Origin of the sequence: Streptococcus sp. 27098_8_66 (assembly GCF_041431945.1) — a bacterium.
GTDB lineage: Bacteria > Bacillota > Bacilli > Lactobacillales > Streptococcaceae > Streptococcus > Streptococcus dentalis.
This window is the reverse complement of the sequence record NZ_JAPVYS010000004.1, coordinates 119,227-143,575: the sequence shown is the minus strand read 5'-3', so window position 1 is coordinate 143,575 and position 24,349 is coordinate 119,227. Positions and strand designations below refer to the sequence as shown.

General features: G+C 41.4%; 22 protein-coding genes and 1 pseudogene. 7 read left to right on the top strand and 16 right to left on the bottom strand.

Going from position 1 to position 24,349, the window contains the following annotated elements; genetic code table 11:
• Nucleotides 1–13 precede the first annotated feature (13 nt).
• The 9 genes and pseudogenes from O3642_RS04960 to O3642_RS04920 all read right to left on the bottom strand — a co-directional run bounded on the left by O3642_RS04960 (nucleotide 14) and on the right by O3642_RS04920 (nucleotide 7,912).
• Entirely contained in the window at nucleotides 14–520 is a 507-nt protein-coding gene (locus tag O3642_RS04960) for a hypothetical protein (protein WP_049474112.1), read from the bottom strand.
• A 28-nt stretch (nucleotides 521–548) separates the two neighbouring features.
• Complete coding sequence (locus O3642_RS04955; protein ID WP_049474113.1) at nucleotides 549–863, bottom strand: PTS cellobiose transporter subunit IIA; 315 nt, start codon at nucleotides 861–863, stop codon at nucleotides 549–551.
• 9 nt (nucleotides 864–872) lie between these two features.
• Nucleotides 873–2,849, bottom strand: a complete 1,977-nt coding sequence (locus tag O3642_RS04950) for a transcription antiterminator (RefSeq protein ID WP_371605535.1) — start codon at nucleotides 2,847–2,849, stop codon at nucleotides 873–875.
• 151 nt (nucleotides 2,850–3,000) lie between these two features.
• Nucleotides 3,001–3,315, bottom strand: a complete 315-nt coding sequence (locus O3642_RS04945) for a PTS cellobiose transporter subunit IIB (RefSeq protein WP_049474114.1) — start codon at nucleotides 3,313–3,315, stop codon at nucleotides 3,001–3,003.
• A gap of 130 nt (nucleotides 3,316–3,445) precedes the next feature.
• Complete coding sequence (locus tag O3642_RS04940) at nucleotides 3,446–3,685, bottom strand: SemiSWEET transporter (protein ID WP_049474115.1); 240 nt, start codon at nucleotides 3,683–3,685, stop codon at nucleotides 3,446–3,448.
• Between the two features lie 2 nt (nucleotides 3,686–3,687).
• Nucleotides 3,688–5,124 (bottom strand): 6-phospho-beta-glucosidase, encoded by a 1,437-nt coding sequence (locus tag O3642_RS04935; RefSeq protein WP_371605534.1) that lies wholly within the window; start codon nucleotides 5,122–5,124, stop codon nucleotides 3,688–3,690.
• Between the two features lie 190 nt (nucleotides 5,125–5,314).
• Nucleotides 5,315–5,536: pseudogene (locus O3642_RS04930) on the bottom strand (PTS transporter subunit EIIB); the annotation flags it as partial.
• 354 nt (nucleotides 5,537–5,890) lie between these two features.
• Nucleotides 5,891–6,928, bottom strand: coding sequence for a zinc-binding dehydrogenase (locus O3642_RS04925; protein ID WP_371605533.1), 1,038 nt, complete (start codon nucleotides 6,926–6,928; stop codon nucleotides 5,891–5,893).
• Nucleotides 6,929–7,006: 78 nt separating this feature from the next.
• The gene (locus O3642_RS04920; protein ID WP_371605532.1) at nucleotides 7,007–7,912 is read right to left on the bottom strand and encodes a cation diffusion facilitator family transporter; all 906 of its coding nucleotides are present in this window, start codon (nucleotides 7,910–7,912) and stop codon (nucleotides 7,007–7,009) included.
• Nucleotides 7,913–8,044: 132 nt separating this feature from the next.
• On the opposite strand from O3642_RS04920, the gene O3642_RS04915 reads away from it, so the two are divergent.
• The 3 genes from O3642_RS04915 to O3642_RS04905 are packed head-to-tail and all read left to right on the top strand — an operon-like array spanning nucleotide 8,045 to nucleotide 9,437.
• Complete coding sequence (locus O3642_RS04915; RefSeq protein ID WP_371605531.1) at nucleotides 8,045–8,584, top strand: TetR/AcrR family transcriptional regulator; 540 nt, start codon at nucleotides 8,045–8,047, stop codon at nucleotides 8,582–8,584.
• Nucleotides 8,585–8,599: 15 nt separating this feature from the next.
• Entirely contained in the window at nucleotides 8,600–9,070 is a 471-nt protein-coding gene (locus O3642_RS04910) for an HXXEE domain-containing protein (RefSeq protein WP_371605530.1), read from the top strand.
• A 34-nt stretch (nucleotides 9,071–9,104) separates the two neighbouring features.
• Entirely contained in the window at nucleotides 9,105–9,437 is a 333-nt protein-coding gene (locus O3642_RS04905) for a glucuronide permease (protein ID WP_371605529.1), read from the top strand.
• 48 nt (nucleotides 9,438–9,485) lie between these two features.
• On the opposite strand, the gene O3642_RS04900 is transcribed toward O3642_RS04905, so the two are convergent.
• Nucleotides 9,486–10,424: an AEC family transporter gene (locus tag O3642_RS04900; protein WP_371605528.1), complete on the bottom strand. Its 939-nt coding sequence runs from the start codon at nucleotides 10,422–10,424 to the stop codon at nucleotides 9,486–9,488.
• A 224-nt stretch (nucleotides 10,425–10,648) separates the two neighbouring features.
• Between O3642_RS04900 and O3642_RS04895 the strand changes: the two genes are divergently transcribed.
• Complete coding sequence (locus O3642_RS04895) at nucleotides 10,649–10,810, top strand: hypothetical protein (protein WP_001062367.1); 162 nt, start codon at nucleotides 10,649–10,651, stop codon at nucleotides 10,808–10,810.
• 224 nt (nucleotides 10,811–11,034) lie between these two features.
• Here the strand turns inward: O3642_RS04895 and O3642_RS04890 are convergent, their stop codons facing one another.
• The 6 genes from O3642_RS04890 to O3642_RS04865 all read right to left on the bottom strand — a co-directional run bounded on the left by O3642_RS04890 (nucleotide 11,035) and on the right by O3642_RS04865 (nucleotide 20,549).
• Nucleotides 11,035–11,835: an energy-coupling factor ABC transporter ATP-binding protein gene (locus tag O3642_RS04890; protein ID WP_014713856.1), complete on the bottom strand. Its 801-nt coding sequence runs from the start codon at nucleotides 11,833–11,835 to the stop codon at nucleotides 11,035–11,037.
• Nucleotides 11,822–12,658, bottom strand: coding sequence for an ABC transporter ATP-binding protein (locus O3642_RS04885; RefSeq protein WP_045759846.1), 837 nt, complete (start codon nucleotides 12,656–12,658; stop codon nucleotides 11,822–11,824). The genes O3642_RS04890 and O3642_RS04885 overlap by 14 nt, the downstream gene beginning before the upstream one ends.
• Nucleotides 12,634–13,425, bottom strand: coding sequence for an energy-coupling factor transporter transmembrane component T (locus O3642_RS04880; protein ID WP_171963570.1), 792 nt, complete (start codon nucleotides 13,423–13,425; stop codon nucleotides 12,634–12,636). The genes O3642_RS04885 and O3642_RS04880 overlap by 25 nt, the downstream gene beginning before the upstream one ends.
• Nucleotides 13,425–14,027, bottom strand: a complete 603-nt coding sequence (locus tag O3642_RS04875; RefSeq protein WP_021153833.1) for a hypothetical protein — start codon at nucleotides 14,025–14,027, stop codon at nucleotides 13,425–13,427. Before O3642_RS04875 ends, O3642_RS04880 begins: the two co-directional genes overlap by 1 nt.
• Before the next feature lie 331 nt (nucleotides 14,028–14,358).
• Nucleotides 14,359–19,191 (bottom strand): Cna B-type domain-containing protein, encoded by a 4,833-nt coding sequence (locus O3642_RS04870; RefSeq protein WP_371605527.1) that lies wholly within the window; start codon nucleotides 19,189–19,191, stop codon nucleotides 14,359–14,361.
• A gap of 302 nt (nucleotides 19,192–19,493) precedes the next feature.
• The gene (locus O3642_RS04865) at nucleotides 19,494–20,549 is read right to left on the bottom strand and encodes an acyltransferase family protein (RefSeq protein WP_371605526.1); all 1,056 of its coding nucleotides are present in this window, start codon (nucleotides 20,547–20,549) and stop codon (nucleotides 19,494–19,496) included.
• 118 nt (nucleotides 20,550–20,667) lie between these two features.
• Between O3642_RS04865 and pabB the strand changes: the two genes are divergently transcribed.
• The 3 genes from pabB to O3642_RS04850 all read left to right on the top strand — a co-directional run bounded on the left by pabB (nucleotide 20,668) and on the right by O3642_RS04850 (nucleotide 24,313).
• Nucleotides 20,668–22,395, top strand: coding sequence for an aminodeoxychorismate synthase component I (gene pabB / locus O3642_RS04860; RefSeq protein WP_371605525.1), 1,728 nt, complete (start codon nucleotides 20,668–20,670; stop codon nucleotides 22,393–22,395).
• Nucleotides 22,395–23,009: an alpha/beta fold hydrolase gene (locus O3642_RS04855; protein ID WP_371605524.1), complete on the top strand. Its 615-nt coding sequence runs from the start codon at nucleotides 22,395–22,397 to the stop codon at nucleotides 23,007–23,009. The genes pabB and O3642_RS04855 overlap by 1 nt, the downstream gene beginning before the upstream one ends.
• 395 nt (nucleotides 23,010–23,404) lie before the next feature.
• Nucleotides 23,405–24,313: an ABC transporter ATP-binding protein gene (locus O3642_RS04850; protein WP_371605523.1), complete on the top strand. Its 909-nt coding sequence runs from the start codon at nucleotides 23,405–23,407 to the stop codon at nucleotides 24,311–24,313.
• Nucleotides 24,314–24,349 lie beyond the last annotated feature (36 nt).

Sequence of the window (24,349 nt, the reverse complement as noted above, 5' to 3'; positions counted from 1 at the left end):
TCTAACCAAAAGTTTATAAGTTAAGTGAGCTCTTTTCCAATTGAATAAATCGTTGATAAGCCTTATCTTTTTGTTGATATATATCTTGAATTCTTCTAATATCTAATAAGCTGATAACCAGACCCAATAAAAGAACTATAAAGACAAACACACGTGCGACTTGATTATTTTCGAAAATTGGAAAAAGATAGGTGAACCAACTTGTCCAAGTTAGAACAAGTAATCCCGTTGAAATAACTGCTTGTAAACGAACAAACATTTGTGTTATTCCCAATCGCACACTCCGTTTCCCATACAATCGAAACTGCTCAACAGTAGCTAAAATAGAAAATACGACGAGTATAATAGGGAAAATCACGACAAGAGAGGGTCTAATAAATTGGATTAAAAGCCAATAAATATTGCCAAAAAAGAAGAGTGCGATTGAATAACGTAAAAGAAGAAATCGATTGAAAAAAGTATTTTTCAAAGCAGTCTCCCGACGTTGTCGTTCAATTTCTTGTCGTTCTTTTTTATCCATTTTTACCTCCTTGTGTAAATATACAAATTTAGCCAACTTTCCTATAAAGAACTAACATTTCCTTCGCTACTTCTAACAAAGTCATCGTTGTCATTAAATGATCTTGAGCATGTACCATGATAATTTCAATTTTAATTTCTACGCCACTTGCATATTCATTTAGTAGTTTGGTTTGTGCATGATGAGCCTCCAGAATTATTTCATTTGATTTATTTAATTGATTCTCTGCTTCATCGAAACTACCTTCCCTCATCTTAGCAAATGCTTCATGTATTTCTGATCTTGCATTTCCCGAATGAAGAATAATTTCAAATGCCGCGACCTGTAGTTCTTCTTGATTCATACGAACCTCCTATGTTACGTTCTCAAATATTTTCATAAAATCTTCAAAATTATCGCAAGCTATTAATTGATTTTGCAAGTCCTCCTTCTCTGTTAGCGAAACAATTCTTTTAGTCACATCCGTCAATCCTTCATTACCATATATTGATGGCGATAAGAGAAAAACGAGTTGAACATTTGAGTTTTGATCATCCCAAAGCAAGGGATCTTTACAAATAGCAACCGCTATCTTTACATTTGTTCCTAAAGCCTGGATCGGATGTGGAACTGCAATCTTTTCAGAGAAAACTACCGAACTTAACTCCTCACGTTGTTGAATACCGTGTAGTAAAGAATCTTTAAAATTATACGATTCACCTCCAGATAAAACATCAGCCATTTTTGAAAGTAAACTTTTCTTATCTTGATTGAACCATATTAGAAAATTATCTTTACTAAAATACTGTTTTACATCTGAAGCGTCCCTGTTAATCTGCGAGCTTTTCATATGATTCGAAACCTGCATCTGATCCATCGCCTCTCGAATTTGAGCAATTTCATCATTTTTAAGGAAGACGCTAACCGTAAAAACCGGAACCTGAAAATAGAGATTTGATAAATCTACAGCGGATACAATAAAGTCAATGCCTTGGATTTTTTCTTGATTCAACTCGTAATATCCTATTACGTCAACAACTTCAAGTCGATTACCAAATTCTGCTTCCAAACGATTTCTAAGCATTTGAGCAGCGCCGAATCCCGATGCACAGATAGCAAGAACAGAAAATTTATCATTTTCTTTCCGACGCTCTATAGCAGCTAAAAAGTGAAGACTCACATATGCTATTTCATCATCTGATATAGACACCTGAGAGAATGTTCCCATATTCTCAAGGATTTCTTTAGTCATAAAGAATATGTCACTATAATTCTTTTTAACCTCATCTACCAAAGGATTATTGAGAGTAATTCGACTATCCAAACGAATTTGTAAAGTCATTAGATGTGTTATTAATCCCTCAAAAAGTTGAAAATCCGAAGAGAAATGATAAATGTCATCTAAGCCTAAAGCCTGAAAAGTCTGGACTAAAGACCTTTTCATTTCCTCTTTAGAAATTTTCATTTGAGTTTTTTGAGATAGTTGGCTTTTAGCCAATAAATGCAAAGTAATATAATCTACTTCTTGAACTGGAAATTCTTGATTTGAAACCTCACTTATCCTTGCGAGTATTTTCTTAGCAACTTTTCTTTCCGTGTCATTATTAGACATCTGGCAAGATAAATTTTTTATCTCAAATCCAGATTTGATGCGCACAATAGCTAGTGCTACATGAACAACCAAATTTTGTAAAACAAAATCTGATAACTTGAGTTTTGCATCATGACACTCTTCTAAAATAATTCTAGCTATTTCTTCTAATGATAGTGTTTGATCAAAAAAGTTAGATTGAACATGACAGTGTATTGTTTTAAAAAATTGATTACCCAAAAAATAGTTTATAATGAAGCGTCGTTTATCTCTTTCTTCTCCTGAAACATATACTCCCTTATTAGCTCTACTCTCAATCGATAAATCATACTCCGATAACATTCTTCGTATTTTTTTAAAATCATGAGATAAAGTTGAACGACTAACATAAAGTTCATCAGCTAAATCATCAAAAAGAACCGGGACTTGTTCAAAGAGCAATTTGTTTAATATAAAAGATAAACGATCATCACTTTTTGAAATGGAGGTTGTTGAATAAACTTCACTAAGTTCATAAGTTAACCGAAATTCTTGATATGCCTCTTGATTCTCAAAAAATAATTGGAATCCTTGTCCTTGCTTTGAAATCAGCTTAACACCCTGAATATTCATTGTCTGATCAATTAACTTGAGGATATTACGAACAGTTCTATCTGAACAGGATATGTGCTCTGCAAGTTCCTTACTTGTAACAAAACGCTCCTTATGCCTTATCAAGAATTGAAGGATGCTTTTTTCTTTAGAGTTTGACACAATCATACCCTCCTAAAATTCATGTTTTCACCTTCTTTTATAGGATATATCCGCACCTAAATGATTTACAATACTCACAAGTCTCAAATACGAAATCAATTTTAAATTCTTATTAATTGTCTCGCATTAATGTGGAGATATTGAATCTATTTTAAAACTAGATATTTTCAAGAATTAAATTAGCCATTTTTTCAATTCCCATTGGAATTGGAATATATGCTTGAGGAGGTATTTGTACTACCGGTTTCCCTACTCTGAGACCTGCTTCTTCAAATTGCTTAAAATACATTTTAGTTTGAGGGCTAACTAGATATAAATCAAAGCCTCCCGTTGCAATAGCTTTTCCTCCTTCGGTAGCACTAATAGCATCTACCTCAATATCTTGACCTTTACCTTTAAGAAATTCCGTTGTTTTCTTCGCCATAAGTGATGAAGACATTCCTGCCGCACAAATAATTAAAGCTTTTGCCATAACATTTCTCCTTATTTCAATTCCAATCATCTATATATTTGATTGAGTAGTTTGTTATCTATAATTCTATTATAGATCAAAGCGCTTACAATAACCATTCTTATTTTTTCCTAATCGATACGGAAAAAAACTATTTATACTTCAATTTATATAGCAAAATAGTACCAGATAGCAAAAACGAAATACTATTAGCCAAAATCAAAGGTAAGTCACCAATATGAAGCCCATGAGCAAGCCATAAAGCAATGCCAATAACCTGCATAATATACATCCCTAAGGCAATTGATTCGGTATCTTTTGTTTTTACTACACGCACAACTTGCGGCAAAAAAGCAAATGTTGTTAAAATTGCTGCAATGCTACCAATCATATTTATTCTACCGTTGCACCGTTAGATGCAATAACTTCTTTATACCAATTAAATGACTTTTTCGGTGAGCGTTCATAACTTCCCTGTCCATCATCATCTTTATCCACATAGATAAATCCGTAACGTTTCCTCATCTCACCGGTACCAGCTGAAACCAGGTCAATACAGCCCCAAGGTGTATAGCCCATTAAATCAACGCCATCTTCAACTACAGCTTTTTTCATTTCACGAATATGGGCACCTAAGTAATCAATTCGATAATCATCATGAACCATGCCATCTGCTTCAACTTGGTCTATGGCACCAAAACCATTTTCAACAATGAAGAGTGGTAAATGATAGTGATCAGTAAACCAGTTTAATGCATAACGTAAGCCCTCTGGGTCAATTTGCCACCCCCACTCAGATGCCTGAACATAATTATTTTTAACCAAATCTTCTGTTTCAAGATAATCGAAATAAGGGTTATTCTCACGATGAGAATCGATAGCAAAAGACATATAGTAGCTAAATCCAATATAGTCTACTGTTCCTTCAAGTAAATCCTCTTTATCTTGATCTGTAAAATCAACTGAAATTCCTTTACGTTGCCAATACTTGAGAATGTGTTCAGGATATTTACCAAAAACATGCACATCAGCAAAATAATAACGCTTCTGCATAGCTTTCATAGCCATTAAAACATCTTTAGGATTACAAGTTGCAGGATATATCGGGCACATGGCAATCATACAACCAATCTGAAAATCCGGATTGATTTCATGACCGAGTTTTACTGTTTTAGCAGAGGCTACTAACTCATAGTGTGCTGCTTGATACATGATAGCTTCTCGGTTATCACCCTCCTCATATACAATGCCTGAGTTCGTAAATGGTGCAAAATCTTCCTGGTAATTGGCTTGATTATTGATTTCATTAAACGTCATCCAATATTTAACTTTATCCTTATAACGCTTGAATACAACTTCCGCAAAACGAACAAAGAAATCAATCAATTTTCGATTTTTCCATCCACCATATTCCGTAACTAAATGATAAGGCATCTCAAAATGAGATAAAGTAATTACAGGCTCTATTCCATGTTTCAAGCACTCATCAAAAAGATCATCATAAAATTGCAAACCTTGTTCATTAGGCTCTAATTCATCACCTTTTGGGAAAATACGTGTCCAGGCAATCGATGTTCGGAAACATTTAAATCCCATTTCAGCAAAAAGTGCTATATCTCCTTTGTAACGATGGTAAAAATCTATTCCCTCATGGTTTGGATAATATTTGCCTTCCAAAACACCTGGGGTAATTTCACGAGCAACTCCATGGCGACCAGCTGTCATCACATCAGCAACACTGATTCCCTTGCCACCTTCTTGCCATCCTCCTTCAAGTTGATGAGCTGCAACAGCACCGCCCCACAAAAATCCATTTTTAAAAGTAGTCATCTTTTTTCCTCCTGGCTTTGATACTTTTATTATAAGCTTTACAATAAACAATGAAAATGTACTCTTTTTCCATAATATAACGGAAAAAAAGACTATTCTAAGCAACTATTACGTAAATCAGAAACTAATAATCAATGATTAGTACTCATTGGTTACATTTATAAATGTACAAATAAAGTCACTGATATACTATATGTTTCAAATCATTAAATATAAAAACCTGATATTGGCCACCTGCCTGAACAATTGTCACAATACCATCTCTTTCCATGAGATAGTCTGTATCTGCTTTACTCTCGTCCTTAAGAGAGAAGCGTAAACGAGTGACACAGTGTTTAACACTAGTAACATTATCACGTCCACCGACGTGATCAAGAATATCTTGAGCTAATTCTGTATAATCCTTAGCCATAATGGAGCCTCCTTTATTTTTAGGCCATCAGTCTGTTCCCATTCCCGGAAAATGGGTAACAAAAAAACTAAACAGATACCAAACAGAAAACACGCACAAAGAGGGCGATTTCTATCTTGTATATGCTTAGGTTTTACCTGCATGACCAGTAACAATCCATGGATTTAGTATAGTACATTATTTCTAAAATGCAAGCGCTTTTATAAACTATTTTAATTTTTTATTTGTCTTCTACTCATTTTATTCATGAACATCCTTGATAAATCAATGTTTTATAGCCTTTTTAAGATTTTAAAAAATTTTATGTACACCAAGTTAAAAGTCTAGCAGAAACGATTCTACTAGACTTTTTCGTTACTCTATCACAATCATAGCCTTAATGGTCTTGCGTTCGTCCATGTCTTTGTAGGCTTGATCAATCTCGTCCAAGCTATAGCTATGGGTGAAGACGCGTCCTGGATTGATATCGCCATCAAGGACGGCCTTGAGCAAAAACTGTTTGTCATAGGTGGTAACAGAGGCTGCTCCACCTGCCACGGAAATATTTTGCGCAAAGGTCGAACCAAGGGCACGGTTATTGTAGTGAGGGACACCCACGAAGCCTAAGCGACCACCATTATGAAGGACCCCAAGGGCTTGGTCGACAGCTGCCGCTGTACCGACACATTCAAGAGCGGCATCCGCTCCGCCTCCAAGGATTTCACGAACCTTGGCAATCCCTTCTTCACCACGCTCAGCCACAACAGCTGTCGCACCTGACTCCAAAGCCATTTGTTGACGGTCTTCGTGGCGACTCATAAGGACGATTTGCGATGCACCACGCATCTTAGCTGCAATCACAGCACATTGACCCACAGCACCGTCACCGATAACGACAACCTTATCACCCTTTTGCACATTGGCAACACGCGCCGCATGGTAGCCCGTCGGCATGACATCAGCCAGCGTCAAGAAGGATTTGAGCATGGCTTCTGTATAATCAGATGGTTGCCCTGGAATTTTGACAAGGGCCCAATTGGCAAAGTGGAAACGGATGTACTCTGCTTGCACCCCGTCAGACCAGTTGGTGCCGATATGGCGGTCACAAGTCCCATCATAACCAGCACGACAGGCATCACACTCCCCACAACCATGGGTGAAAGGCGCGATAACAAAGTCTCCTGGTTTAACCGTTGTAATGGCTTCTCCGATTTCTTCGACGATACCAATAGCTTCGTGACCACTATTTTGATGACCTGCTTCAATATCAGGATTGCGGTAGCTCCATAGATCGGATCCACAGACACAGGTACGAACGATGCGGAGAATGACATCATCCGGTGCTTCGATGCGTGGACGTTCTACTTCTACTAGACCCACTTGCCCAGCTTTTGTATAGACTGTTTTCTTCATAGGATTAACCTACTTTCTATTGCTTACTTATCTATAGTATACACTTTTTATCGAGCTTCTGCTCATACCAACTCGTCATTAATGGTGGTGATAATCATGCCCATGACCTTGATCAACTTCCAGTTCTTCGATCTTGCGTTTATGGGCTCGGTGGGTTGCCAGGTCTTCATCAACCTCAATGGTGACGTTTTGAAAACCACAATCTTTGAGCAAGGTACGAATCGCTTCTTTACAAACCTCCATGTGGTTGACATGCTCTAAACAAACATGGACAATGGCGTTCTTTTCCAGCCCATCCATGGTCCAGAGATTAAGCTGATTGATACTAGCCACATGCTCCAACTGCTCCAAATCACTCTTGACTTGCTGGATATCCACTCCTTCTGGAACGGCATCGAGGAAAATCTTGAGCGTGCTCCAAAAACGTGGAATTGCTTTTGACAGAATAAAGATGGAAATGGCAAGAGATAAGAGCGGATCCAGAATATACCAGTCGGTAAATCGTAGAACAATGGCCATTAGGATAACAGCCACCCAACCCAAGGTATCTTCCAGAAAATGCAGGCTGAGAATGGATTCGTTCTTGGTTTGTCCTTTGCGAATGACGAGACTCGCTAGCACATTGATGCTGACGGCTATGATTCCAAGCCAGAGAATGCCCTCATCGTTGACAGGTTGTGGATGAACCAGTTTCGTTATATTTTCCAAAATAACTAGAACGGACCCTGTCATGAGAATCACAGCCGTTACCATGGCCCCTAAAAGGCTAAAGCGCTTGTAGCCCAAGGTATAGTGGCTGTCTTCTTCACGGTTGGAAATACTCTCCAAAAAGGCAGAGATCCCAATAGCGATCGCATCCCCCAAGTCATGGACCGAATCCGCAAGGACCGCACTGGATCCAAAAATCCCTCCTGCAATAAACTCAACAATGGCATAACTCAAATTCAAGAAAAAAGCGATCCAGACCGCATGTTTTGTCTTCATAATCCTATTTCCTTTGTTATAATAGATTCATGAACATCATGTTCATTATCATTATCTAACATTCACAACAGAAAGGATAGGGGCAAACCGTTTAGGGTGTCCGTTACTGAACAGTTTGTTCGAAGTGTCCATATGACAGCACAGGATCGTCGCATCACCAAAACTCGAAAAGCTATCTATCAGGCTTTCTTACACTTACTCAACCAAAAAGACTACGAAGCCATCACGGTTCAGGAAATCATAGACCTTGCTGATGTGGGGCGCTCGACCTTTTACAGTCATTACGAGAGTAAGGAACTCTTGCTAGATGAACTCTGTCAAAAGCTCTTTCACCATCTCTTTGAGCGTGCTGGACACCTCTCACCACAAGACTATCTAGCTCATATCTTTCAGCATTTCAAGAAAAATCAAGATCATGTGACCAGTCTCTTGCTCTCTAAAAACGATTATTTTATACGGCAACTGCGAAAAGAACTAGAACACGATGTCTACCCAATGGTAGCCGACGAACTCATCCAATCGTACCCTAACATTCCTCACTCCTATCTCAAACACCTGGTCGTCAGCCATTTCATCGAAACCCTCAGCTGGTGGTTGAAAAAAGGCAAGTCCTACACCGAACAAGAAGTGATCCAATTTTATTTGGAGATTCTAAAAGTGGGCTCGAACTAGAAGGGAGTACTTTCAATGACCAGCGTGCAATTTTACTTTCTATTTCCATCACTCTTCATGCTTCACGAACTGGAAGAAATCGTTTGGATGCCATCCTTTGTCAAAAAAATATCAATCCAGTATCCAAACAATCGAATCCTAACTTATTACACTCCTTTTGCTTTCAACTTTATTGTCTTGGAACAATTTCTGATCCTAATGACATCGCTATATCTTAGTTACCAGTTTAAAAACTATAGCATTTACGCAAGCATCATAATCGCTTATATCTACCATGTCTTAGGACATCTGATTCAGACAGTCGTTATTCGAAAATATGTGCCTGGATTGTTGACGGGCATTTTAACGAGTTTGTTTGCTCTTTGCAATCTCAAAAATGAATTTCCAATTAAACTTTATGGTTACTCTCTTTTTACCTTATTGGTTATTATTTTAAATCTTGTAGTATCATTTATGATTCTTCATAAAATCAGTCATAAAAAATAGTACTCAGGCAATCATATCTTAGAAAGGAAACCCTATGTTCTTCCCCATTCTTCTCGGCTTTTTTACAGCCCTCTTTGCCCTTGCTTTTGTTCTTCTTCACTTATTGGCCTCCCTTTCAGAATTTAAAAAGGGAAATCACACTTTAGGAAATACATTTCTCCTCATCGGAAGTAGCCTTGCGACCTTATCTCTCACCCTCTACTTCTTTTTACCGATTGTCTCTCTAGTCCTTTGGTTGATCGGCTGTGGTTTGATTTGCTACGGGGCCTATTGGAATGGGAAACACAAAGGAAACTTCCACCCAGCCCACCATCTGATTCGGACGGGCATCGCTCTGGTCCTCACCATCTTGTTAGCCTTGTTATAAGAAAAGCTCAAGTTTTAAAAAAACTTGAGCTTTTGTATTTGCTATTTGTTAAGCCATCAACAGCATGAGAATAGGGATCACCACCATGGTTGCAAGGGTTGTTTCTGTCACCATGACTGCTGCATAATCACTATCAGCTCCGTAGAGTCTCGCAACGACTGGCGCATTGGTCATCACAGGCATGGCAGACTGGATGATAAAGACTTGCTTCATCAAGCTTGGAAGAGGCACCCAGTAGACGATGGTCGCCATCAAGAGAGGGGCAACCACGAAGCGACCTAGTAGAATCAATAGCTGATCTTTTCCCAGAACCAACTGCTTCACACCTACATGAGACACTGACAAACCGATAAATATCATGGATAAAGGGGTTGTTAAATTGCCCAGGTACTGTAAATCACTGGCTAGAAAGGCTGGCAACTTGATCTGTAGCATCACCAAGACTAGTCCCAAGAGAAAGCCCATCAGCGGCGGAGAAAAGACTTTTTTCAGACTGGTTTTGAGATCAAACTGAGCTTCTCCCTCACCATCCCGCTGGATCAGATAGGTTCCCAAGGTCCAGAAAAAGGTCGTATTACACATGTAATAGATCAAAACATAGGGAATGCTGTCATCCCCAAAGAGGGCCTGGTTGATGGGAAGACCCACAAAAATCGTATTGGAATTAAAAAACATGGAAATAAAGAGGCCACGACGGTCCTGTCTCACCGCAAAGATTCTGGCTACTCCTGTCGCGATGCCAAGCAAAACAACCATAGACAGGGCAGGAAACTGCAAGGCTGGCAACATTTTAAGTAGATCTGCTGCTGTGAAGCGCTGCGTGATGGTGTAGAGCATATAGCAGGGAAGAGCAACTTGAGTGACCAATTTAGCGAGTAGGCCACGCGACTTATCATCGAACCAGCCTTTTTCACCAATGACAAAGCCCACTAAAATCATGCCCAGGATGACGAGGATCCCTGATATGCTCCTCAAAAAGATGTCCATGTTCTCCCCTTTTCTTTTTTAAATTTGAACTAGAAAATCACATTTTTTACAAATCTCAAAAACTACTCTAGTATATCATAAAAAGAGGTGGAGCAATATGCCCAACCTCATGTATTTTATTAATTGCCACTAATATCCCTTCTTAGCTGCCTTGCTCCATTGGTACCAACCAACTAGACTGTTGATAAGGTAAATCAAGAAAAACCAATAAAATGGTGGGGACTATGGCGAAAATAGATGATTCAGTTAAAAAGAAAGTTCCAGAATTGAGATTTAAAGGATTCACGGATGAATGGGAACAGCGTAAGTTGGGAGACGAAGTTCGAATAGTGATGGGACAGTCTCCTAATTCAGAAAATTATACTGATGATCCTAATGGGCGCTAAAAATGCGAAGACCTATGAAGACCTATTTTGTATTAGTCAAACAAAAGATCCAAAAGAAATGGTATATGATTATGACCATGAAATAAAGTAAAACCAAACCGAGTGATCTGAGGAAGCACCCGATGATCATGAAACGTTATTAAACACAAAAGTCACCCATGTGAGTTCTTGCCAGAAGCTGAAGTTAATCCTTCAACCTGGAAAACCCGCAGAGGTGACTTTTTCTATACATCTCGATTTTTCTGGCAATAATCATTAACCGATAAATATGTCTGTGAATCACCCAGCGACTCCGCTATGTCCATAATCCGCGGTGGTAGTAATCCCACTCGCTGGACAAGTTCGTGATCGCTGAACAATTCCCGTGGACTGCCGGCGAAGCCAAACTTCCCGTGTTCCATAACATACACCGACTCAAACTCGGCGGCGACCCAATCCATGTCATGGGTGATGGTCACAACTTGGTGGCCCGAATCAGCCAACTGATGGAAAATTGCGGTCAACTTGCGCCGGCTTTCCCAATCAAGCGACATCATCGGCTCATCAAATAAATAAATCGCCGGATCCACTGCCAAAACTGTGGCAACGCTCAACAGCTTGCGTTCCGACAATGACAGGTCATATGGACTTTCAGCTGTTTTATCATCCAAGCCAACTCTTTTTAGAGCCGCTAAAGCCCGCCTCGTAATCGTGTCGTGGTCATCCATGACCTGCGCGACACTCCACTCCACCTCTCGTTGAACGGTCGGGTTGAAAAGCTGATCGTCAGGATTCTGAAAAGTAATCCCAACCTTCAGTAACTTTTCGACTGGTTTAAGATCATTAAAATTTTCTCCATCGATCTTAATCACACCGGTTTGTGGTGTCAGCAAGCCCGTCAACAATTTGAAGAGCGTTGATTTGCCGGCACCATTTTGGCCGACAATCGCCACCATCGGATCGGCGAAGTGTTTGTCTTCAACATCCAAGCTAAAGGACCGTTCCGGATAAGTGAACGTCAGGTGGTTCAGTTCAATTGTGGACATAACAAACCTCCTTCAGTTCAGCGTCATTCACCGGATACCGGCCATCAGCCAAGTGCCAATCCATTTTTTGAGCAAGTTGCTGGATTGTCGGGGCTGGAATCTGCCAGTCAGCTTCCAAATGATTAAACACCTCACCCGGCCTGCCCTGGGCTACCATTTGACCCTCGTGCAGCACCCACACAACGTCGGCGACTTCGCACAAATCGTCAATTTCACTGGTGACAATGAAGACAGTCGTCTCTTTGACTTGGGCCAGCCATTGGAAAAATTGTCGGCGGCCAAGGGGATCCATCTGACTGGTCGGATCATCCATAATCAAAACAGCCGGGTTAGCCGCAATCGCCGTGGCAATTGCCAACCGCTGGCTCTGACCACCGGAAAGGCTTTCGGGACGCAAATTCAGCTGTTCAATCAGCCCCATTTGCGTGGCAACTTCTTCAACCCGTTTTTGAATCAGTCCTTCAGCCATTCCCTGATTAATCAAGTCAAAGGCGATTTCATCGGCAACCGTGTCTGCCAACCCGCTTAGTTGGCCAGCTGGATTTTGCAGTACAACTCCATTCATGGCATTATAAACGGGCCAATTGTCGGACACTCGCTGGCCAAACATGTGCCAGTCGCCCTCAATCTCAGCAGACACCATTTTGGGAATGACCCCTGCCAGCACACGGCACAAAGTCGATTTGCCGGAGTGGCTATTCCCGATAATCCCAACCACCTGGCCGGTATGAACCTCCGCGTTAATCTGACGCAGTTGTGGTTGCTCAGTACCCGGATAACGGGTGGTCAAATTTTCAATTACAATCCGTTTATCTTCGTCCATATCTTCCACCCAATCAATAAAATTGCCAATCCAGTCAGACCAATGTGCAGCGTCCGCGACAGGCGATACACGCGCTGGGAGGTTCTGACAGTCCGGTTGGGATTATCAAAACCTCTCAGTTGGAGAGAAATCGACCGCGCCATCGATTGATCCAAGGTCTTAATCACCAATGGAATTAGAACCGGCAGGACTGACTTTAATTTCTGAATCAACGTTTTTTGCGGATTGGTTCCGCGAACTTTTTGTGCCTGCTGGATTTTCCGCATATTGCGCATCATTTCCGGCAAAATATAACACACCGACATCAGAACGTAGACGGTTTTATAAGACAATCCGGACAGTTCCAAATAGGCCGCGTTTTCTGAAATACTCGTGGTCACCATAAAAAAGCCACTGGTCAAAATAATCACCAATACTCGACAACCCAGAGTGGTGGCGTAAATCAGGCCTTCTTTGTAGAACGACACCCCAAGCACAGAAAACAGCACAGTTTGATTCCGACTGTAAAATAATCCTTGGATGATCAGCATGGTGCAAATCAGAAACAAGCTGAATCCCAGCGCCTTAAAGATGGTAGAACTCAATTTGGAAAATAACAATAGCAGTGTTGCGACAAGAATTAATCCGGCCTGAAGTAATAAATTCATACTGGCAAAGCTCAACAACGTCATGTCCAAGATGAACAAGAGCTTAGTAATCGGATCGATCACCTGGTACCACTTGAGCTTGACCCGTGGCGCTCCAGAAATCAATGTTTGATCAGTCATCATTTATCACCGCTAAAGAAGTGCACCATCCGCTTCGGCAGCTGACGATAGATGAAGAATGCCAGGTAGGCCACGCAGACTTTATCCAAAATATCCAAGACAAACTCATCGGTAAATGAGGCCAGCCACACTGGTGCATGATTGGCGACCATTACCGCAAACAATGAGTCACCCCAAGCGATACCGGTCTGACCACCCCAAAAGATGACGTTGAGTGGCGTTGAAATGACAGCTGAAACGATGGCAATAATAATAGCAGAAACAAATACTCGTCGCGCTGACGAGAACCACCCATTGGCGTGCAAAACTCCGACAGCAATCCCAATTCCGATGCTGGTAATCGCATACACGGTTGAAATTGGCGATAAGGTCAGCCCATAGATCACGTTGTTGATGAAACCACTGATGGCACCGGCAACCGGCCCAGCCAACATGCTGGCAAGAAAGGTTCCCAAAGACCCCAGCCAAACGGGCAACTTTAACCCCTCCGCCAAGGCTTTGGCAACATAGTTAATCCCCACGGCAGCGGGAATCAAAGTCATGGTGGCAGCACTTAACTTAAATTTCCACATACTGGTACGATGAATCGGTTCTGTTTTCATAATCTTCTCCTTTTGTTTTTAAAGAGCCGTGTCTGTTTAGACTTTCGGACGCAACGCTCTATAGATTTTCGATTTGAACCGCTTCTCCTTTCACAGATCCCTTAGTCGACATCAGGGATTTTCTTGAAAATGATTGTTCAACAGTTCACAACTAATCATACGCCTATTTCATCAGAAGTCAAGAATTTTCTGAAGTTTTCTTGAAAACGTTCGGGAATTGAAAAATAGAGCGAGCGCCCATGAGAACGATCACTAAACAATTATAAGAGGCCACTATAAAAAACAAACACCATTTCTGGTGTTTGTTTCATTTTATAAAGGAAGCACTAGCTTATTTTTTCTTTTTCTTCAAAATATAAGCTGCAATGCTTGCCAAGACAAAGGCTAAAACTAAGCTAATAATAGAGATGGTCGTACCTGTATTTGGTAAGAATCCTAAGATTTTGCCTGGTTTCTTCGGCTCTGGTTGGCTTGGTTTTTTAGGTTCAGGTTGACCCGGTTTCTTTGGTTCAGATGAACTTGGAGGAGTTGGTTGTTTTGGAGTTTCTTTTGGAACATGCTTGTTAGTAATCACAACATTTCCTTTACCATCCTCGTCGTTACGAGCTTCATAGCCCTTTGGAACACTGACTTCTCTCACTGTATAAGTGATGGTGTTTCCATTTGCTTTTTCATCTAAATCTGCAAAGGTATGGGTCCACTTGTTTTCAGCTGACAATTCTACTTCTTGACCGACTTTTTGATCATTGGCATAGAGTTGAACGCGAATACTCTTCGGACGAATTCCATCCTTGTCATTCTCGTCATCCCACTTCTTAGTGACTTTCATCTCTGTGAGAGCTGGTTCATGCGTATTGGTCAAGACAACATTGGCCTTGTCCTTATCATTTACCGTCACCTTGTAACCATCTGGGACAGCGACTTCTTTCACCGTATAAGTGATTGCTTTTCCAGCTGCCTTGGCATCAAGGTTTTCAAAAGCACCTTTCCAATCATTCGCTGCTGAGAGTTCTACCACTTGATCCGTCGCAAGGCCATCTTTGTATAATTGAACTTGAATGCTGGCTGGACGAAGGCCGTCTTGGTTGTCTCCATCTTCCCACTTCTTGCTCACTTCTACTTTAGTCTTTTCTGGTTCGTGCGTGTTGGTCACGACTACTTGACCTGGGTTAGTTGCTTCGACAGCTTGTGTGTAGCCTTCTGGAACATCGATTTCTTTTACTGTATAGTTGATAACTTGGCCAGCTTTCTTCTCGTCTAAGTTTGAGAAGGTATGGGTCCATTTGTTATCTGCTGACAATTCAACCGCCTTACCAACCTTTTGATCACCAGCATACAATTGAACCTTGATTGTTTTTGGACGAAGGCCATCTTGGTTATTGGCATCCTTCCAGTTTTTCGTAACAGTAAGGCTTGTCTTACCTGGTTTGTAAGTATTGGTAATCGTAGTTCCATCAATCTTAGTGGTGTAATTGTCCACTTTGTCTTCTGTCACTGTGTAGACAACTTTTTGACCATCTTTATAGACTGGCAGGTCTGTGAAGGTATGAGTCCATTCATCTCCTTCACCAGTCAGGTCAAGTGCTTGCACCTCTGTTCCATTTGCCAAGAGGTGAACTTTGATGGTAGATGGGCGAAGACCATCTTGGTTTTGAGCATCATCCCAGACTTTCTTGACTGTTACCGTCGTGGTCTCAGGAGTGCGCTTGTTGGTGATGGTGGCTTTTCCATCTGTGAAGCTGGCTTCTTCTGTATCGACCGTATAATGAGTCGGAACTTTCACTTCTTTAACAGTGTAGGTATTGAGCTTGCCGTCACTGTCTTTATCTGGAAGATTCGTAAAGTGAGCTTTCCAGTCTGTTGCGGCTGAAACCGTGACTGGTTTTCCTTGAGCTTTGCCATTCTTATAGAGTTGGAATTCCACACTTGCTGGGCGAAGCCCTTCTTGGTTGTCTTGGTCATCCCAAACTTTTGAAGCTTCAAGATCGAGATACTTGATATCTGCTTCATTAGCGATCTCAACTGGGACTGCTTTTGATCCGACTGATTTTCCATCCACCGTGACGTGGTAGATTTGTTTGTCCGCATCATAGGTAACAACCACGGCATGTTCTGTTTCATCCAACTTGTAGTTTTCAGGTGCTTTGGTTTCTTTGAGCGTATAGGTTCCTTCTGTTAAGGTGTTAAAGGAAAGTTCCCCTTTTTTATCAGAAATTTCCGTCGCAACAACCGCGCCATTTGCATCAGTTAAGGTAAATTCAGCACCTTCAAGAACTTTCTTAGGATCATCCTTGTCCACCTTCTTGACGTGGAAAGCAGCCGAGAAGATTTGTGCAGTTACGGTATTAGACTCACGATTTCCTTCGTGACCTTTCGCCTTGTAACCAAACTGGTTATGAGCTTGAACAAGACCGGAACGACCGCCGTTGTCTTCATTATCTTTGGTGCGTTTTTGCATCAAGGCCTTGACTTCATCGGTCAATTCACTTGGATTCACGACTGGGACACCAAAGCTGGCTTCTCCACGCGCAGGAATCGTAGTACCAGCATTTGCAACTAACTTGATTCCTGTTACTTGACTGTAATCAGTCACAGCTGTCGTCCAGATATCCTTGTCAGCAGCTTGCGCCATGGTATCTGTCGTAACGCCTGTATCAGTTGTATAATAGACCGTCCATCCTTCTGGAGCTGTCACTGGTCCACGAAGGCTGACCGTGTATTCTGTCATCCGACCAGATCCGTCTAGTGTGTTAACGTCTTTTACTTTTGGTAGGACATCATAGACGACTCCGTCTTCTACTGCCTTATCCGTATTATTTTTAATAGTGAGTTTGTAGTTAAAGGTCTCACCTGGTTTGAAGGTACGTGTCACAATCGAAGCGTCTGACAGGTCATCATTTTTAGCGATATATTTGCGTGCATAGATTCCTTCAGCCGCAACAATCGTATAGTTTGATTGAGCATATGGAATTTTATCCGTTGTTGAACCATTTCCGTTCAGATCATACACATCTTCCGTGACCCGATCAGGGTTGGCATTTTCAAGATCGTGGATCCCATTTCCAGCGACATAAACTTTATTGGTGAAGGTCCCACCATCGTCTTTCCCTTTCAGATCGGCCACGATAAATGGTAAACGCACGCGATTAAGATCTTGAAGAGAAGCTTTAATAAACTCTTTTTGATCCAAATGCATGATGAGAGCTGTCCGTCCAGAATTGTGGTAGTTTTCAATGACATCGTAGCTCTTTAAGAATTTCATCCCTTTTTCATTAGAGGCAAGGTTTCTCTCAAAATCTTTATAGTCGACTTTAAGGGTATTTGGATCATAAAGATCAATGATTCGCAGGTCTCCATAATCCTTATCAGGATCTAAAACTACTTTGGTTGCCATCAAACCAAAACGAATATTTTGTCCATCAGTATAACGAACATCATTGTAATCCGTCGTTTTTGAAATCTCAAAGCTTTCCTTCAAAGGAATCAGCTTAAAGGTCCAATCTGATGTTTGGTCTTTAGCAACATTTGATTGTGTTTGATAAGTGACACGACCTGTATTCTTGAATTCATTCTTGGTCGTATCATTTTCATCGTAACGAGTCTTTTCTGGATCTTTGAAGCTTGTATAGGTATTGAGGCGAATTCCTTGACCAGATTTTAGGACAAAATCATCCTTCATTTCCATCCGCCAACCGACAACGGTTCCATACTTGGTTAAGTCGATAAAACCATTGCCGTCTTTATCGGTTTCTGGCTGAACTTCTTTTTGACTACCATCTTCTAAAGTAAGGATGATGCGTTTCACATATTTGCTAATATACTCACCAATACCGTAATTTCCTTGCATAAGACGAGCGTAATCAATCTTGGTGAATTTTAACCGAGAGTCCACTGTCTCATCATAGAAAACAAAATTCTTTTGTGTCGAAGGAGTTTTATTATCAAAAGCGATGATCCATCTATAGTTTGCTGCCTTGTATTCAGTTGAATCATAGACATCACCATCTGCTTTTTTGGCAAAACTTCCAGCCCCTTCCAGGTCACGAGAGGTCAAGCGGAAAATAAGAGAATCTTCCGCAGTAATATCTGGTTCTCCCTCTCCACGGTTAGCAGGAATTCCCACAATACTTCCTGAGTTTGTCAAATCCTTACTAAGGACGTCTTTGAGAGTCTGGTCCTTTTCCAAAACTAAATCAGGAAACTTCAAGTAAAGGTAACTTGTATTCTTGATTTTTGCCATGAATTCTTGGTGATAAGCTGCTGGATTACCGTTTGCATCTGCTGTAAACGTCTTAGAAACGGTGCCATCTCCATTATCTACCCAGCCTTCAGACTTAGCTGTATCTAAAACTGCTGTCCGGGTATTGCCATTTTTATCTGTATAGGTTGGCAACTTATCGGTAAGCGTTACTGATTCTAATTGACGATATTGTCCCCCATACTGTCCTTGCATTCCCTCCAATTGAAATGCAAATGGAACAGATGATGGGGTTTCAATATAATTTTTTCCGTCAGCCCCTTTGACAACACCAGGCATGGCTTCCGCATAGTCCTTGGACATGGCTTCGTTCAAGTTTTGGTTGATATACTTGGTTAAGCGATAGTCATTGTACTTGGGTTTCCAAATGATATCATTGAGTTTTGCTTCTTGACCATTGATATTCAAGGTACCCGTAATATCCAATGAATAATTGGTCGGTGCATAACCGATTTTAAATTTTCCAATAAATGGTAAAGTCAGGACCTCTGACTTTTGGTAATTGTTAAAGTGAAGTGTGACTTGATAATCATCTCCAACTTTTGTAACCGTTGGTTTGTCATGCTCTGAAGCACTATTGAAGTCAGGGAAACTAACTTCTCGTAAGTACTTTCCAGGAACCTTCAAGGTCACCGTTACTTCATTAATATCCGTTGTCAAATTCTTAGGGGTGATCTGGATATAACCAGACATGGTATCCCCTGTGTAATAGGACATCCCATCTGGATGGTTCTGTTTATCCCCATACATAAGGGCAACATCCAAGGCCCCATTATCCCCGACTGCTAGCTCATTGGCAAAGGCTGTGATCGCCCCTTGACCAAGTTGGCCTAGCATCATGAAAATTGTTAAAATGGCAAAACCTTTTTTCAAAAAGTCTTTCCATAATGAACGAAGCTTTTTCATGTCTTATCTCCTTTACTTTTGTTAGCCTTCCAAAAGGCCCTCCCTTTAATTTTATCATTTATTTTTTAAAATATCCTTTGCTTTTCAAATTAAATCATCACTATTCAATAATATAGACATTATTTGCAATGATGTGTATATTATAAATCACTATCTGGTACTGATTTCCCCTTTCTTCTATCCAAGGGCAAGAAAATAAAACATTTATAAACAAGGAGGAGCAGTCTGCCAATTCTTATTCTTCCTTGATTTTCTTCATACAAAAAAACTCAAACACATCTGCTTGAGTTTTGTACACCCTACTATTGGTTGGTTATTTTATCTAACTCTTCACCATTTGAAGGAATCTTTTGTTTTTCCCTTCTCTCTCGTACCCACAGCATGGCTAGTCCAAAGAGGTGGCTGCCAAACAAGGCAGTCACAAAAATCAGCTTGCCCCTGTCTGGATAAGAGAGAGGGAGGCTGCTAAAGCCATAGCGAGCCCACTCGATAAAGATCGGATGCGAAAAGTAAAGAGCTATACTCAGTTGCTTTAAATACTGTAAATCATAGCTTTTCAAAAAGGACGATCGCAGGCAGGCATTGACAAAATAAACGGTCACAAAAGGAAGAAGAAAGAAAAAGTTCTTATCAATTCCTTGGTGTTGAAAAATGATGATCCCTTCTAGACAGAGCAATCCAAAGGCAAGAGCTAGCTTTTGCCAACGGTGAATTCTAAAAGTTTGTGCATGAAAATGATCATACAGATAGTAACCCATATAGATAAAAATGGGCGTGTAAAAGAGACCATTTCGCGCTGTAAAAAATAAATTGCTGTAGAGCTGGTAACCTTTGAGAAGACTTGTGGTGTCCAGATAAGCCGAATAGGTCTCGATCAAGCCCCAGCAGTAAAGAAGAAAGGTGATCAACCCCGTCCAAACCATACCTAGGTGTTTGACCAATTGATTGACCAAAAACAAACCCAGCAAAAAGGACGGGATATACCAGAGTTGGTAGCACATTCCCAGATAGATCAGTGCGATGAGAAAACCTGCTGGAAAAAGATAGATAGGAAGATGGAGACTAGAGAAAAAGAGCCAGGCATAAGGAAGGTAAACAAAACTCCAAAACAAATAGGTTTTTACGATTTTGACCAGATAGGCCTTCATTTTCTGAGAATTCCCTAGGGATTGCTTGAGGAAAAAGCTGGCACAGACGATAAAAAATGGCACCGCTAGCCGGCCGAGCATACTCTTAAGACCAAAATGCAGTGGCTCATAGGAGGTCAAGCGACCACTATGCACCAAAATCACTGCAATCGCAAAGAGGTATTGAAAAAAGCTGATACTAGAGGTGTTATAGAGGGGATTCTTTTGCATGGTCCTACTCCTTGCCCAAAGCAGTTTCTATGGTTATTTTAGCATGAAAGGAAAGGCCAAGCAAGGAATCTTACATCCTTATCTACCTTTTTTCCTCTATTTTTGATATACTCAAAGCATGCATAAACAAACCATCATTGATTTTAAAGAGCTTGGTTTGCGCCACCTTTTCACCAAGCCCATAAAGGAATTAAAAACTAGAAACCTCGACCAGGTAGAGGCTCTTCTTAGAGAAGTCGAAGCCTACCAGAAGCAAGGCTTTTATGCTGTTGGCTATGTCAGCTATGAGGCTGCTCCTGCTTTTGAGAAAAAGTTTGCTGTCCATCCAGCCCCTCTTATGGGAGAGTATCTCATCTATTTTACGATCCACGAGGAGGTCGAAACCCTTCCTTTTCCAGAGGACTATGAAGCTGTGGATCTTCCAGCCAATTGGAAGGAAGAGGTAGAGGCGCCTGCTTATCAAGAAGCCATCAAGACCATCCATCACCATATCCGCCAAGGAGATACCTACCAGGTCAACTACACTGTCCAGCTTTCTCAAGAGCTAAAGTCTGATCCTTTGGCCATCTATAATCGCTTGGTGGTAGAGCAAAAGGCCCATTACAATGCCTTCATCCAGCACGATGATGTCTCCATCCTCTCTATCAGTCCTGAGCTCTTTTTTGAGCAAGACGACCGACTACTGACCACGCGCCCTATGAAGGGAACGACGCGCCGTGGTCTCACTAACCAAAAGGATCTTCAGGAGGCTGCTTGGCTAGAAGCCGATCCGAAAAATCGAGCAGAAAACATGATGATCGTCGACCTCCTCCGCAATGACATGAACCGGATTTCGGAGATTGGAAGTGAGCAGGTGACCCGTCTTTGCCAAGTCGAGCAATACTCCACTGTTTGGCAGATGACCTCGACTATTGAAAGTCGCTTACAAGCTGAGGTCGACCTGGTCCAAACCTTCCGAGCTCTCTTTCCTTGTGGCTCGATTACAGGAGCACCGAAGATCTCCACTATGGAAATCATTCAAAAGACGGAGAAGGCTCCTCGAGGTGTCTACTGTGGAACGATCGGCATCCTTCTTCCAAAAGGAAAACGGATTTTTAATGTAGCCATCCGGACTCTTCAAATGCAGGGAGATCAAGCCATCTATGGCGTGGGAGGAGGCATCACTTGGGACAGTAAATGGGAAAGTGAATACCAGGAAACCAAGCAAAAATCAGCTGTCCTTTACCGGCAAGAGCCTCGATTTGAGCTCCTGACGACTGGCCGCATCCACCAAGGAGAGTTGACTTTCCTGGAGCAACACCTAACCCGTTTGAGAGAGGCTAGTCGCTACTTTGCCTATCCTTATGACGAAGCAAAACTCCTGAAAGAACTTCAAGAAGAGCTTGCTCATTTGGATCTCAATCTTGACTATCGTTGTCGGATCGTCTTACAGAAAAACGGGGCCTTCCACCTAGTGATCACAGAGCTGACAGACTTGCCAGCTAGCTATCTACAGGCCCAACTAACAGAACAGAAGCTTGATTTAGCGACGCCATTTACTTATTTTAAAACGAGCCAGAGAGACCATCTCAACCAGTCAGATCACGAGCAAATTTTCCATCTGCCAGATGGAACCTTACTGGAGACGACGATTGGCAATCTGGTGCTGGAGATAGAGGGACAACTCTATACCCCACCAGCTCACCTCCCCTTACTCGATGGCATTTATCGGCGCCATCTTCTTGAGACCCAGCAGGTGGAAGAAAAACTCTTAACTCTGAACGATTTAACAGACGCTGATCGTATTTATGCCTGCAATGCGCTTCGTGGTCTCTACGAACTCGATTTTCAAAGAAAGGATTCCTGATGAAACTGATTTTTTTACATGGACTAGGGCAAGATGTCCTCTCTTGGCAAGGAGTCCAATTTGCTCTTTCACCCTTGCATTCCAAAACTTTTGATATTTTCTCCCATCCAAAAGAAAGCTATCAGGAAGTCAAAGAAAGGTTGATGGAGCGCCTCCAGCAAGAAAGCGAACCCTTTATTCTGGTAGGACTCTCACTAGGTGGCGTGCTCGCTCTTGATCTCTCCAGACAAGACTTCCCGCAACTCAAGGGCTTGGTCCTTGCGGGAACTCAATACAAACTCAACACCAATCCCCTCTATCGGCTCCAGATTCTCCTTTTTCGTCTGCTTCCTAAGCATGTCTTTGAAAAACAAGATGCCAATAAACAACAGATGCTTCAAATCTTGACCGAATTAAAAGGGCTCAATTTAACCGATACCGTTAAAGCTTGCCCTCTCCCTAGCTTGGTTATTTGTGGCAGCAAAGATTGGGCCAATCAATCTTCTTCTAAAAAATTGGCCAAGCTCCTGCCAAAAGGCCGCTATCAAGAAATCGCAGACGGAGGCCATCTACTCAATACCGAGAAACCCTATGAACTCGCGCAAGCCATCAAGGAGTTTGTCGCTGGGTTTTAAAATGAAGAGGCTAGCTTTTAGAACAGTTGCTCTTAATATATATAAAGTCATTTTTAAAACTTTCCTTAGGTGAGTACGGACGTCAGCGAACTTCAAAGAAGTTCCTTGACTTAGTTTTGGACCTAAGGTTCCAAAACTCCCGAGTGCTAGAAACATGATCGTTTCTAGCAATTTTCTCACAGCGGAAAGTTTTAATATATTTTGGATTGAATTTCAACATTAGAAATTCTTTTTATTTCTTTGTAGAGTCACCTATTCAACATTTTTACTTTATAAGAAGTCTTTACCGCAATTTTTTAGAAATATTTGAGAATTGCTTGATAGTTATTTGAAAAGCAAGCTGTATACTAAGAGTGTAAAGAAAACAAATAGTCATTTGGACGAAGGAGAAAACCATGGAAAAAGTATTAGAAATTTCCTATTTGAGTAAAAAATTTGGTCATCAATATGCCTTAAATGATGTGAATCTCACCATTCGCAAAGGCGACGTCTATGGCCTGATCGGTAAAAATGGCGCAGGGAAAACCACCCTCATCAAGGTCATCACCCAGCTAATTCAAGAAACTGACGGAAGCGTCTCTCTCTTTTCTTCTACAAATCGTTCCCAGTGGACACAAGCCCTGAAACGAGTCGGATCCGTCATTGAGAGTCCTGTAGCTCACAAGCATATGACCGCCTATCAAAACCTGGTCTACTATTGCAAGGCTCGCCATATCCCCAACCCCGACCAGGTCATCAAAGAAACCCTGAACTATGTTGGCCTGAATAATACGGGCAAGAAGAAATTTCGTGATTTTTCTCTCGGAATGAAACAACGGTTGGGAATTGCGATTGCGCTCATTGCCAAGCCCGACTTCCTCATTTTGGACGAACCCATCAATGGTCTCGATCCCGTCGGAATCAAGGAATTCCGTCAGATGATCAAGCGCCTCAACGATGAACTCGGTATGACCATCCTCATTTCCAGTCATATCCTTTCCGAGCTTTATCTGGTTGCCAATCGTTTTGGCATTGTCGACCAAGGACGCCTGATCAAAGAAATTAGCAAGGCTGAATTTGAAGAACAAGGAGAAGACTACATCATCCTCAAGACCAGCCAGCTAGCCCTTGCGAGTCAACTGATCCAGGATCAACTCCATCACCGTATCAAGGTCATCGATAAGGATGGAGAAATCCATATCTTCGGACAGACTCACGATATTAAAGTCATTGTCAAAGCCCTTGTTCAAGCGGATATTGACGTGGATGAAATCTACTATGCCCGCCAAGATCTGGAAAAATACTTTACGGACTTGGTAGACTAGAAGCTACCAAACCACCGTCTTGTATTACTTATCCCA